General features: G+C 58.7%; 13 protein-coding genes. 3 read left to right on the top strand and 10 right to left on the bottom strand.

Annotation, left to right across the window (positions count from 1 at the left end):
* Positions 1-117: 117 nt before the first annotated feature.
* From EJA71_RS25540 to colR, 5 genes are all read right to left on the bottom strand, one after another.
* Positions 118-345 (bottom strand): hypothetical protein, encoded by a 228-nt coding sequence (locus tag EJA71_RS25540; RefSeq protein ID WP_158960562.1) that lies wholly within the window; start codon positions 343-345, stop codon positions 118-120.
* Between the two features lie 2 nt (positions 346-347).
* On the bottom strand, positions 348-1,061 hold the full coding sequence (locus EJA71_RS25535; RefSeq protein WP_158960559.1) for a lipopolysaccharide kinase InaA family protein: 714 nt from the start codon (positions 1,059-1,061) through the stop codon (positions 348-350).
* A gap of 4 nt (positions 1,062-1,065) precedes the next feature.
* Entirely contained in the window at positions 1,066-1,734 is a 669-nt protein-coding gene (locus EJA71_RS25530) for a class I SAM-dependent methyltransferase (protein ID WP_158960556.1), read from the bottom strand.
* Positions 1,735-1,886: 152 nt separating this feature from the next.
* A complete protein-coding gene (locus EJA71_RS25525) occupies positions 1,887-3,170 on the bottom strand; it encodes a HAMP domain-containing sensor histidine kinase (RefSeq protein ID WP_158960553.1) in 1,284 nt (427 codons plus the stop codon).
* Positions 3,170-3,841, bottom strand: coding sequence for a two-component system response regulator ColR (colR, locus tag EJA71_RS25520; protein ID WP_158960550.1), 672 nt, complete (start codon positions 3,839-3,841; stop codon positions 3,170-3,172). Before colR ends, EJA71_RS25525 begins: the two co-directional genes overlap by 1 nt.
* Before the next feature lie 220 nt (positions 3,842-4,061).
* Here colR and EJA71_RS25515 point away from each other — a divergent pair, with 220 nt between their 5' ends.
* Positions 4,062-4,805, top strand: a complete 744-nt coding sequence (locus tag EJA71_RS25515; RefSeq protein ID WP_158960547.1) for a phosphatase PAP2 family protein — start codon at positions 4,062-4,064, stop codon at positions 4,803-4,805.
* Positions 4,806-5,003: 198 nt separating this feature from the next.
* Here EJA71_RS25515 and groL read toward each other — a convergent pair whose 3' ends face one another.
* The 4 genes from groL to EJA71_RS25495 all read right to left on the bottom strand — a co-directional run bounded on the left by groL (position 5,004) and on the right by EJA71_RS25495 (position 8,528).
* Positions 5,004-6,650, bottom strand: coding sequence for a chaperonin GroEL (gene groL / locus EJA71_RS25510; RefSeq protein ID WP_158960544.1), 1,647 nt, complete (start codon positions 6,648-6,650; stop codon positions 5,004-5,006).
* A 50-nt stretch (positions 6,651-6,700) separates the two neighbouring features.
* Positions 6,701-6,994 carry a co-chaperone GroES gene (locus EJA71_RS25505; RefSeq protein WP_007916610.1) on the bottom strand — a complete coding sequence of 98 codons (294 nt, stop codon included), beginning with the start codon at positions 6,992-6,994 and terminating at the stop codon, positions 6,701-6,703.
* Positions 6,995-7,254: 260 nt separating this feature from the next.
* Positions 7,255-7,731, bottom strand: a complete 477-nt coding sequence (locus EJA71_RS25500; RefSeq protein WP_158960541.1) for an FxsA family protein — start codon at positions 7,729-7,731, stop codon at positions 7,255-7,257.
* Positions 7,732-7,796: 65 nt separating this feature from the next.
* Positions 7,797-8,528 (bottom strand): HugZ family protein, encoded by a 732-nt coding sequence (locus tag EJA71_RS25495; RefSeq protein ID WP_158960538.1) that lies wholly within the window; start codon positions 8,526-8,528, stop codon positions 7,797-7,799.
* Positions 8,529-8,690: 162 nt separating this feature from the next.
* Between EJA71_RS25495 and EJA71_RS25490 the strand changes: the two genes are divergently transcribed.
* Positions 8,691-9,449 carry an SDR family oxidoreductase gene (locus EJA71_RS25490; protein WP_064391936.1) on the top strand — a complete coding sequence of 253 codons (759 nt, stop codon included), beginning with the start codon at positions 8,691-8,693 and terminating at the stop codon, positions 9,447-9,449.
* A 129-nt stretch (positions 9,450-9,578) separates the two neighbouring features.
* Here EJA71_RS25490 and apbC read toward each other — a convergent pair whose 3' ends face one another.
* Positions 9,579-10,673 (bottom strand): iron-sulfur cluster carrier protein ApbC, encoded by a 1,095-nt coding sequence (gene apbC, locus EJA71_RS25485; RefSeq protein WP_095123282.1) that lies wholly within the window; start codon positions 10,671-10,673, stop codon positions 9,579-9,581.
* 155 nt (positions 10,674-10,828) lie between these two features.
* Between apbC and metG the strand changes: the two genes are divergently transcribed.
* A complete protein-coding gene (gene metG, locus EJA71_RS25480; protein WP_158960535.1) occupies positions 10,829-12,880 on the top strand; it encodes a methionine--tRNA ligase in 2,052 nt (683 codons plus the stop codon).
* The last annotated feature ends 25 nt before the right edge of the window (positions 12,881-12,905 follow it).

The raw sequence follows: 12,905 nt of genomic DNA, 5'->3' as shown, positions 1-12,905 counted from the left end.
CTTCGGCAGCTCCTACACCGATCCATGTAGGAGCTGCCGAAGGCTGCGATCTTTTGATCTTGCGGGCATAAAAAAGGCCTCGCATCTGCGAGGCCTTTTATTTTGGCTTCAATCGGTTCAACTCTGCGGCCTCATCCCTTGAGAGAGTCCGAACATGAACAACAACAAATCATGATCGGGTTTGGTCGCCTCGGAGGCTTTTGCCACCCGAGGGACTGCGCAGTGGGCGTCGTCTACGGACGCGCCAACGACCTGCATGCGGGGCTGCTCCCACGCTGCCACCGCCAATGATGCAACTGCCAAGGCTCCAACCAGAAACAAACCTCGTGCAATTTCTAGTTTCATCGCTATAAACCCTTGATAGCGCTGCCAAACGCCGTCTCATAAAAGTAGACGAGTTTTTTCCAGTCTGTGTCGCTGAACGACGAATGGCGGCGCAGTTGCTTCATGTCGTGGGAGGCTGCGCGATAAGCGGTCAGGCGCTGGCGGCATTTCTCCAGATCGATCAACGCCACTTCGACTTTCGCCGAATCGCCTTCGCCGGTGACCCGCACGAATACGTGTTTAATATAGATGCAGCTGTGCTGCCAACGGCCCCTGTGCATGCGCGCGAGATTTTCGGCGAGGTCTTTGAGCACACGCTCGTAAACGGCTTCACCGTATTGCGCGCGCCCGCCTGCCGCTTCCCATTTTTCCAGTTCGTCGAAGCCGTCCAGCGACTTGGTCACCAGCAGCGCACGCCATTTGTACTGCGGATCAGGCTGAGCGCCGCAGAAAACGATTTCCGGCACCCGCACGCCGAGCTTGCTGACCCCAGTCAGGGCATCCAGCTCACGCAATACGGTCGGACGGCCAAACGGATGCAGCCAGCTGCGATAGATATGGCCGGTCTGGCGTTTCGCATACAGCAGTTGGCCGTCACGCCCCATGACTCGTTGCACACCACTTTCGCCACCACGGCGGACGTTGGGTTCTTCTACCCATTCACCCTGCTGGTTCCAGTAATAGTCAAAGCGATCCTGCGGAGCGACGCCCGTTTCTGCTGCAAATTGCACTGCCATCCCACTACCTCTTGCGTAATACGTAAACCCGCCACATGGCATAGAGCGGGATGAAATCCAGTTGTTCCTGAATGCGGAACCCTGCTGCTTCAAATTCCTTTTCCACCGTAACGGCGGGTAACACAAATCGATTCTGGTAACCTTCCTGACCACGCTTGGCCTCGGCCTTTTTGCGTTTCCAGGCTTTGAAATTGCCATCCACCCACAGCGAAATGATCACGCTGTCCCGGGTGACACGCTCGAATTCACGCAGAATCGCCATTCGATGCTCGGCGTCACCAATGTGGTGGAGCAACCGCATGCAGAAAATGCTGTCGACGGCGTTATCAGGCAAGGCAATGTCGAACGCAGACGTGTGCAAGGGTTGTACCCTTTTAATCACATCTGCCGGTTGCGCCTGCATCGCTGTCTTGATCATCGATTCGGAGTTGTCCGCGCCAATGATCACCCGGTTGGGCTTTTCCGCCAGCAAGGGCCAGAAACGCCCGGCACCACACGGCAAATCCAATACCAGTCCCGGTTCGCCGGCAAGCGTCAAGGCCTTGCGGGCCAACTGTTCGTCACGCCAATGGGACAAACGGCGACCCAAATTGGCCTGATGCTTGTGCAGGTATTTCTCTGCGTGTTTGTCGTCGTACTTTTCGGAAAAATCGAGTTTGATCGGGCCGGCCATCACCAGGACTCCAGAATTACTGATGTCCCCACCTTAGGCGGGGGTGTGTCAGCGTCAGGTCATCCATTTGTGAAAAAAATGTTGGGTAAACTCTCAAACTATTTCAAGGTTATACAGGATTTAGACAGGTTGGCGGGAGTGGCTGGGTGCCACTACTGGGTGTCAATGTTGCCAAGATCTACCTCAAACCGGCAGCCATTGGGCTCCATCGTACTCAAACTGACGGTCCAGCCCTCGTTTTCGCAGATGCGCTGCACCAGCGACAGGCCGAGCCCCAGCCCCTCGCCGCGATTTTCCTTGCCGCGCACGAACGGCTGGAACATGGCCTCGCGCTTCTCTTCGGGAATACCCACACCCGAATCCTCGACCACAAAGCCTCGCGCCGTCAGTGTCAGGCGAATGAACCCCTGCTCGGTGTAGTGGCAGGCATTGCGCAGCAGATTGCCCATCACCGCCGTCAACAACGTTGCGTTGTAACAGGTCGGCGACGGGTTGCCCGGCTCGAACTGCAGGTTCAGCCCCTTGCTTTCGATCGGTTCGCGCCAGACACACAGCAGGCTGTCCGCCACCTGGATGATATTTTGCTGCGGAGCCAAACCGGCGTCTTCGCGCTGAGCGCGGGCGAGCATCAGGAAGGTCTGCACCAGTTCGCGCATTTCCTCACTGGCGCGAGCAATCCGCTCGACTTGAGAGCGACCGCGCTGATCGATCGCCGGGTTCTCCAGCAACAGCTCACACGAGCTGGCCAGCACCATCAGCGGTGTACGCAATTCATGGCTGACATCACTGGTAAACAAACGCTCGCGGGTCAGCGCCTGACGCAAACGACCCAGCGTGGCATCGAACGCCACCGCCAGTTCACCGACTTCGTCCGCCGCATAATCCGGGGCCAGCGGCGGCGCCAGCCCGAGCAACTGGTCGCGATGACGCACCTGCCGTGCCAGTCGTACAACCGGGGCCATCACTTTGCGCGCCAGCACCCAACCGAGAAAAACCGCCAGCGCCAGGCTGAGTACGAAACCGACCAGCACCACGGCAAACAGCACGCGCTCACGCTCTTCAAAATCGCTTTGATCCTGCAGCAACACATAGCGCCGACCGTCGACGACCTCGACCATCGCGTGATACGAGAGTTGCTCGCGGAAGACTTCATGAAAACCCGAATCGAGGTGACGCAGATCCTTCGGCAGTTCGAAATCGCCCGGCCCACCACTGAAATAGAACAGCTGATCGGGCTCCGGCCGATGGCTCCAGTCCGAGACATTATCCATCAGCAGCAGACGTTGCAGGTCACCGCCCAGCCCCGCCGAAATCAGCTTTTCTTCGACCAGATGCACGGTCGCGACGATGCCCATGGCGAAGGCGCCAGCCACCAGCGCACTCATCAGCGCGAAGGCAATTATGATCCGCTGGGAAAGACTCTGTCTAAACTCCATTACGCATCGGCCAGGCGGTAACCCACGCCGTGCACGGTATGCAGCAGTGGTTTGGCAAAAGGTTTGTCGATCACTTGGCGCAACTGGTGCACATGGCTGCGCAGGCTGTCGCTGTCCGGGCAATCATCGCCCCACAGCGCTTCTTCCAGAACTTCACGGCGCAAGACGTGCGGGCTTTTCTGCATCAACACCGCCAGCAACTTGAGGCCGACCGGATTGAGTTTCAGCAGTTTGCCTTCGCGGGTCACTTCCAGTGTGTCGAGGTCGTAACTCAGGTCGCCGACCTGCAACGCCCGACGGCCGCCGCCCTGTGCACGGCGCATCACTGCTTCGACGCGCGCGGCCAGCTCGGACAAGGCGAAGGGTTTGATCAGGTAATCGTCGGCCCCGGACTTGAAGCCCTGTAAACGGTCATCGAGTTGATCGCGTGCGGTGAGCATGATCACCGGCGTGTCGCGGCGGGCATCTTCGCGCAGGCGTTTGCACAAGGTATAGCCGTCGATGCCCGGCAGCATGATGTCGAGCACAATCAGGTCGTAATGCTCGGTGGCCGCCAGATGCAGTCCCGACAGACCGTCCTGGGCACAATCGACGGTATAGCCCTTAAGGCCCAGATAATCGGCCAGATTGGCCAGGATGTCGCGGTTGTCTTCGACCACTAGGATTCGCATGGGCACCTCTTCCGTACACGGTAACGGCCGTCTTGGCCCGCGCAGCTTAAGGCCAAGTGTGGCTCACCGCTAGGCATGTGTTGGGTTGTTTGCGGAGAAGAACGTTCATTGTGCCGGGCAACGTTTTTTTCACTTTCGATTTACAAATCCACGACGCCGGCACGCGCAGACTCCCCGCGGTTGCGCTCCTCAGAACACACTTACCGACCAAGGAATTACCATGGTGTCGACTTCTGCCCGTCCCGTTTCCAGGCCGCTGAATTTCTGGTGGTGCCTGGGAGTACCTGCCGTTGCGGCGATCATTCTGGTGCTGCTCGAACTCACCGATCTGGACATGGATCTGGCCCGACTGTTTTACGACCCGGTGGCGGGCGACTTTATCGGGCGCCACAGTTACTTTCTCGAAGACATCCTGCACGACCGCGCCAAAGAGGTGGTGATCGCCTTTTCGGTGTTCGCGATCTTCGGTTTCATCGGTGCGTTCTTCGTTGAGCGGCTGAAACCGTTCAAGCGGGAGCTGGGTTGTCTGGTGTTGTCGCTGGGGTTGGCCACCTCTTTCGTCACGCCAGTGAAAGCCGTGACGGCCGTGCAGTGCCCGTGGAGCCTTGAGCAGTTTGGCGGCCATGAGACTTACAGCAAACTGATGGAGCATCGTCCGCAGACTGACAAACCTGGTCGTTGCTGGCCGGGTGGGCATGCGGCCACCGGGTTTACCTTGTTCGCGCTGTTTTTTGTGCTGCGTGATCGCCGACCGCGTCTGGCCAAGCAGGCGTTTATCTTTGCCTTCGCGTTGGGCTCGGTGTTCTCGATCAGCCGGATGATGCAGGGCGCGCACTTCTTTTCGCACAACGTGTGGACGGCGATTTTCTGTTGGCTGATTTGCCTGGGCTCGTATTACTGGTTGCTGTATCGCCCGGCGGTGAAGGCTGAGGCTGCCGTCAGAGCACAACCCGTCAGCGCCTGATCTGACGCCTTCGCTGGCAAGCCAGCTCCCACAGGGATTCAAGGTGTTCACACAATATTTGTTTCACCTTGGACACTGTGGGAGCTGGCTTGCCAGCGATAGCCGCGCCTCGATGTCGAGCCAACACCAAATCTAAAACAATAAAAAACCCCGCTAACTCGCGTCAGCGGGGTTTTGCGTTACGGGGGTAAGGCTGGCTTACATCATGCCGCCCATGCCACCCATGCCGCCCATGTCTGGCATACCGCCGCCAGCAGCGCCGTCTTTCTTCGGCGCGTCAGCTACAGCTGCTTCGGTGGTCAGGATCAGACCGCCGATCGACGAGGCTGCTTGCAGAGCCGAACGGGTCACCTTGGTTGGGTCCAGGATGCCCATTTCGATCATGTCGCCGTACTCGCCAGTCGCAGCGTTGTAACCGAAGTTACCTTTGCCGTTCTTGACTTCGTTGACCACAACGCTTGGCTCGTCGCCGCTGTTGGCAGCGATCTGACGCAGTGGAGCTTCGATTGCGCGGCGCAGAACAGCGATACCTACGTCCTGATCGGCGTTGTCGCCTTTCAGGTCAAGGATGGCTTCCAGTGCACGGATCAGTGCAACGCCACCGCCAGGTACCACGCCTTCTTCAACGGCTGCACGGGTAGCGTGCAGGGCGTCTTCAACGCGGGCTTTCTTCTCTTTCATTTCAACTTCGGAACCAGCGCCAACCTTGATCACTGCTACGCCGCCGGACAGTTTGGCCAGACGCTCTTGCAGTTTTTCACGGTCGTAGTCCGAGGAAGTTTCGGCAACCTGGGCGCGGATCTGAGCGATACGCGATTCGATGTCACCAGCAACGCCAGCACCGTCAACGATGATGGTGTTTTCCTTGGAGATGGTCACGCGCTTGGCGCTGCCCAGGTTTTCCAGGGTGGCTGCTTCCAGGCTCAGGCCGATCTCTTCGGAGATAACGGTACCGCCGGTCAGAACAGCGATGTCCTGCAGCATGGCCTTGCGACGGTCGCCGAAGCCTGGCGCCTTGACGGCTGCGACTTTGACGATGCCACGCATGTTGTTCACAACCAGAGTCGCCAGGGCTTCGCCTTCAACGTCTTCGGAAACAATCAGCAGTGGACGGCCGGCTTTGGCAACGGCTTCCAGTACTGGCAGCATTTCGCGGATGTTCGAGATCTTCTTGTCGACCAGCAGGACCAGTGGGTTGTCCAGTTCGGCAACCATGGTTTCCGGCTTGTTGACGAAGTACGGGGACAGGTAGCCACGGTCGAACTGCATGCCTTCTACAACCGACAGTTCGTTTTCCAGGCCAGTGCCTTCTTCAACAGTGATCACGCCTTCTTTACCGACTTTTTCCATGGCTTCGGCAATGATGTCGCCGATGGAGTTGTCGGAGTTGGCCGAGATGGTGCCTACCTGAGCGATAGCCTTGGTGTCAGCGCATGGCTTGGAGAGGTTTTTCAGCTCTTTGACGATGGCGATGGTCGCCTTGTCGATGCCACGCTTGAGGTCCATCGGGTTCATGCCGGCAGCGACGGCTTTCAGGCCTTCGTTGACGATCGACTGAGCCAGAACGGTAGCGGTGGTAGTACCGTCACCAGCGTCATCGTTGGCACGGGAGGCAACGTCTTTGACCAGCTGCGCGCCCATGTTTTCGAAGCGATCTTCGAGTTCGATTTCTTTGGCGACGGAAACGCCGTCCTTGGTGATGGTCGGAGCGCCGAAGCTCTTCTCGAGGATCACGTTACGGCCTTTCGGGCCCAGGGTCGCTTTTACTGCGTCAGCCAGGACGTTGACACCAACGAGCATTTTCTTGCGGGCGGAATCGCCGAATTTAACTTCTTTAGCAGCCATGATCGATATTCCTTAAATACTTTGTAGTAGCGGGAAAATGAACGGGGGGATCAGCCTTCGATAACAGCGAGGATTTCGTTCTCGCTCATTACCAACAGGTCTTCGCCGTCGACTTTCACAGTGTTGCTGCCGGAGTAAGGACCGAACACAACCTTGTCGCCTTCCTTCACGGACAGTGCGCGCACTTCGCCGTTTTCCAGAGCTTTGCCCGGGCCTACAGCGAGAATCACACCGTGGTTGGCTTTTTCAGCAGCCGAACCTGGCAGGACGATACCGCCAGCGGTTTTCTTTTCTTCTTCGCTGCGACGGATTACGACGCGGTCATGCAGAGGACGAAGCTTCATTGTCGATCTCTCCTAATTGTGGTTTTCATCGGCCGGTGTATTCCCGGCGGGTTTAACAAATCCGGCCTGCGCCGGTTGCGGTTCGTCGAGCGAGCCGCGGAAGTCTGTCCGACTCGAATGTCGGAAACCTTTCGGTGACCGATACATAAGGGCGCATAAGCTTATTACAAGGGCGAGGCGAAAAATTTTTCACCGATGTTCTGCACAAAAGCAGCCCATAAACGAACACGGCACCCGAAGGTGCCGTGTCGATGCAGATGTTACTTGGTGTCGCGGTGTTCGAACTCGCCTTCGATCACATCACCCTCGCGGCCCAGAGGCTGGCGCGGTGCAGGACCGCCACGGGGTTGCAGGTCGTCGGCGAACGCACGTTGGCGCATGGCCTGTTCTTCGGCGCGCTGGCGCATTTTGTTCGCCAGCAGACGACGGGAGATCGGCAGCAACATCACCAGACCGACCACGTCGCTGATGAAGCCCGGGATGATCAACAGGCCACCGGCCAAGGCCAGCATCAAACCCTCCAGCATGGTTTGCGCAGGCAGTTCGCCGCGGTTCAGGCTTTCACGGGCACGCAATGCAGTGGCCAGACCGGCGACGCGCAGCACGAAAATGCCGAACATCGAGCCGACAATGATCAGCAGCAGGGCCGGGAAAAACCCGATAGCCCCTGCCACTTTGACGAATACGAACAGCTCCAGCACCGGAAACAGCAGAAAGAGCAACAGAAAAGGGCGCATCAAAGTTTCCTCAACGCAAGAAATGCCTTGCAGTAAGCCTTAGATGACGTCGACCTTTCGTGAATTCAAGCGTCGGCCAGCGCATTTTTTGGCCAGACCTCGGCGTGAGCCAGAGAAACCAAGGCTTCGCGCACTTGTGTCGGCGTATTACAAGGTGCCGGAAACGGCAACCAGTACAGCGCCTGACCGATGCGCAGGTGCATGCCTTCGGTGTCGATACCGGCCAGTTGCGCCGGCACGGTTTGCGGCAGACCGGCGAGGTCGACGTAGTGCGCGATGGCTTTGGCATGGTCGCTGTTCATGTGCTCGACCATGCTGATTTCGGCTTTGCCGGCAAACGGATTGGCCAACGTCAGTTGATCAACCCAATGAATCGCGCCGAAACCGCCGATGTAGCGATGGCGCACCGGGGTCAGCACCCAGAAATCGAAATCGTGGGCCTTGTGGTAATTCTGCGAATCCGGGAAATAGCGGTAGTAACGCTCGGCGGCGGACTCTATCGCAGCGGCGTCCTCGAGTTTTTGCGCTTCAGCCAGATAGGTCAGGCGACCAACGGCTTGCACGTCGTCAGCCTCGCGCTCGCCGACAAGCAATGAGCATTTCGGGTCTTTTTGCAGGTTGTGGGTGTGCTGGGCGATGCGGCTGATCAGGATCAGCGGGCGGCCCTGCTCGTCCAGGCAGTACGGCACCACGGAGCCAAAGGGAAAACCGGGCATCGATTTGGAGTGGGTCGACAGCACTCCACGGTATTCCTTGAGAAGCAATTCTCGGGCATTCTTGGCCACTTCAACGCTCAATTTATGACTCCTTAAATAGAATCCGTCGAAAAAACGGACAGGCGCCGGGGTTCAAGTCCCAGTCACGCCTTGAGGCAATTCTCATGTGCAAACCAGCTACGGCCGGTGCAGATCGGGAGTCGCTCACAACAATAACTACTCAGACCTGCTCGGGGCATGCGAATGCAACTCAACGACAAAGTAATCATTATCACTGGCGGTTGCCAGGGTTTGGGCCGCTCGATGGCCGAGTATTTCGCCGGCAAAGGCGCGAAGCTCGCGCTGGTCGACCTGAACCAGGAAAAACTCGATGACGCGGTCGCAGCTTGCAAGGCTAAGGGCGTCGAGGCGCGCAGCTATCTGTGCAACGTCGCCAATGAGGAGCAGGTCGAGCACATGGTCGCTCAGGTCGCCGCCGATTTCGGTGCGATTCACGGCCTGATCAACAACGCCGGGATCCTGCGCGATGGCCTGCTGTTGAAGGTCAAGGACGGCGAAATGACCAAGATGAGCCTGGCACAGTGGCAGGCCGTCATCGATGTCAACTTGACCGGCGTGTTCCTCTGCACCCGTGAAGTGGCAGCGAAAATGGTCGAGCTGAAGACCAGCGGCGCGATCATCAACATCTCGTCGATCTCCCGTGCCGGTAACGTGGGCCAGACCAACTATTCCGCCGCCAAGGCTGGCGTTGCAGCAGCAACGGTGACCTGGGCCAAGGAATTGGCGCGTTACGGGATTCGCGTGGCGGGCATCGCGCCGGGCTTCATCGAGACCGAGATGACCCTGGGCATGAAACCGGAAGCGCTGGAGAAGATGACTTCGGGCATTCCGCTCAAGCGCATGGGCAAGCCTGAAGAGATCGCGCATTCGGCGGCGTATATCTTCGAGAACGACTACTACACCGGGCGGATTCTGGAGATGGATGGCGGGTTGCGTATCTGACTGCCAACACAAAACCAACTGTAGGAGTGAGCCTGCTCGCGATTGCGGTGGTTCATTCAACCTGTATGTTGAATGTGACCACGCTATCGCTGGCAAGCCAGCTCCCACAGTTGATTGTGTTTCAGGCCATTAATCGTCGCTGATAGTGATATTCGGCATCGCCGGCGTTGCCGCTTCCTGCAACACAATCCGCGCGCCGACGTGGCGGGCCAGTTCCTGGTAGACCATGGCAATCTGGCTGTCGGGCTCGGCGATCACCGTTGGCTTGCCGCCATCGGCCTGTTCGCGGATCAACATCGACAACGGCAGCGAAGCCAGCAGCTCAACGCCGTACTGGGTCGCCAGCTTCTCACCACCACCCTCACCGAACAGATGCTCGGCATGCCCGCAGTTCGAGCAGATGTGCACGGCCATGTTTTCCACCACGCCCAGCACCGGAATGTTGACCTTGCGGAACATTTCCACGCCTTTGCGCGCGTCGAGCAGGGCCAGATCCTGTGGCGTGGTGACGATCACGGCGCCCGCCACCGGGACTTTCTGCGCCAGGGTTAGCTGGATATCGCCGGTGCCTGGCGGCATGTCGATGACCAGATAATCCAGATCGCCCCACGCGGTTTGCGTGACCAGTTGCAGCAGCGCACCGGAGACCATCGGCCCGCGCCAGACCATCGGCGTGTTGTCGTCGGTCAGGAAGGCCATCGACATGACTTCCACGCCATGAGCCTTGAGCGGCACGAACCACTTCTGATCCTTGACCTCTGGGCGAGTGCGCTCGGGAATGCCAAACATGATGCCTTGGCTCGGGCCGTAGATATCGGCGTCGAGGATGCCGACCTTGGCGCCTTCACGGGCCAGTGCCAGCGCGAGGTTGGCCGCGGTGGTCGACTTGCCCACTCCGCCCTTGCCCGAGGCCACGGCGACCACATTCTTGACGTTGGCCAGCCCTGGAATCTGCGCCTGGGCCTTGTGCGCGGCGATCACGCTGTTCACTTCAACCTTGGCGATCACCACGCCATCAAGGTTTTCGATGGCCAGTTGTAGCAATTGCGCCCAGCCGCTCTTGAACAGACCGGCGGCGTAACCGATTTCCAGCTGCACGTTGACGCGATCACCGACAATCTCGATGTGCTTCACGCAACCGGCGCTGACCGGGTCCTGGTTCAGGTAAGGGTCGGTGTATTGGCTGAGGACGGCTTCCACCGCTGCGCGAGTGACGGCGCTCATGGGCAACTCCGATAACAAGACTGGGAAAAGATGGCGGGTATCCTACCCCTTCTATCCTCCGGACGGCATGCCCGGCAACGATTTGCAGGGGTGAAATATCTTGCCCGGCGCTTTATAGTGGCCGACCTCCGTTTCATCAAGTAGCGAAGCCCCACATGTCCGAACCACGCAAGATCCTCGTCACCAGCGCCCTGCCCTACGCCAACGGTTCGATTCACCTTGGCCATATGCTGGAATATATCCAGACCGATATGTGGGTGCGCTTCCAGAAGCATCGCGGCAATCAATGCATTTATGTCTGCGCCGACGACGCCCACGGTTCGGCGATCATGCTGCGTGCAGAAAAGGAAGGCATCACCCCGGAACAACTGATCGCCAACGTGCAGGCTGAACACAGCGCCGACTTTGCCGAGTTCCTGGTTGATTTCGACAACTTCCACTCCACTCACGCCGAAGAAAACCGTGAGCTGTCGAGCCAGATCTACCTGAAGCTGCGTGACGCCGGGCACATTGCACAGCGTTCGATCACCCAGTATTTCGACCCGGAAAAGAAAATGTTCCTGGCCGACCGCTTCATCAAGGGCACTTGCCCGAAATGCGGCACTGAAGACCAGTACGGCGACAACTGCGAAAAATGCGGCGCGACCTATGCCCCGACTGACCTGAAGGATCCGAAGTCGGCGATCTCCGGCGCCACCCCGGTGCTCAAGGATTCCCAGCACTTCTTCTTCAAACTGCCGGACTTCCAGGAAATGCTGCAAGCCTGGACCCGCAGCGGCACCCTGCAGGACGCCGTCGCCAATAAGATCGCCGAATGGCTGGACGCCGGCCTGCAACAGTGGGACATCTCCCGCGATGCGCCGTACTTCGGCTTCGAGATCCCGGGCGAACCAGGCAAGTATTTCTACGTGTGGCTGGACGCGCCGATCGGCTACATGGCCAGTTTCAAGAACCTCTGCGACCGCACGCCGGAGCTGGACTTCGACGCGTTCTGGGGCAAAGATTCCACCGCCGAGCTGTACCATTTCATCGGCAAGGACATCGTCAACTTCCACGCACTGTTCTGGCCAGCGATGCTTGAAGGCGCGGGCTACCGCAAGCCGACCGGCATCAACGTACACGGCTACCTCACCGTCAACGGCCAGAAGATGTCCAAGTCCCGTGGCACCTTTATCAAGGCGCGCACCTATCTGGATCACTTGTCGCCGGAATACCTGCGCTATTACTACGCGGCCAAACTGGGCCGTGGCGTCGATGACCTCGACCTGAACCTCGAGGACTTCGTGCAGAAGGTCAACTCAGACCTGGTCGGCAAAGTGGTCAACATCGCCAGCCGTTGCGCCGGGTTCATTCAAAAAGGTAACGGCGGCCTGCTGGTCGACACCAATGCTGCGCCTGAGCTGACCGAAGCGTTCCTCGCTGCCGCGCCAAGCATTGCCGACGCCTATGAAGCCCGCGACTTCGCCCGCGCCATGCGTGAAACCATGGCCTTGGCCGACCGCGCCAACGCCTGGATCGCCGACAAAGCGCCGTGGTCGTTGAACAAGCAGGAAGGCAAACAGGATGAAGTCCAGGCGATCTGCGCCACCGCCATCAACCTGTTCCGCCAACTGGTGATCTTCCTCAAACCGGTGTTGCCGCTGCTGGCCGCCGATGCCGAGGCGTTTCTCAACGTCGCCCCCCTGACCTGGAACGACCACACCACGCTGCTGGCCAACCATCAGCTCAACGAATTCAAGCCGTTGATGACCCGCATCGACCCGGTAAAAGTGCAAGCCATGTCCGACGCCTCGAAAGAAGACCTGACCGCCAGCCAGACCGACACCGGCGCAGCCGCCCCGGCCGGCAATGGCGAACTGGCCAAGGATCCGCTGTCAGCGGAAATCGACTTCGATGCATTCGCCGCGATCGACCTGCGCGTCGCGCTGATCGTCAAGGCCGAGCACGTGGAAGGCGCCGACAAGCTGCTGCGCCTGACGCTGGATATCGGTGACGAGCAACGCAACGTGTTCTCCGGGATCAAGAGCGCTTATCCGGATCCGTCGAAACTCGACGGTCGCCTGACCATGATGATCGCCAACCTCAAGCCACGGAAAATGAAGTTCGGTATTTCCGAAGGCATGGTGATGGCGGCCGGCCCCGGCGGTGAAGAGATTTACCTGTTGAGCCCGGACAGCGGCGCCAAACCGGGTCAGCGCATCAAGTAAGCGACAGCAATAAAATCGATCCCAC

Source organism: Pseudomonas sp. PB106, from assembly GCF_009764645.1.
GTDB lineage: Bacteria > Pseudomonadota > Gammaproteobacteria > Pseudomonadales > Pseudomonadaceae > Aquipseudomonas.
Note: the sequence above shows the minus strand (reverse complement) of the source record. Positions and strands in the feature narration are given on the sequence as shown.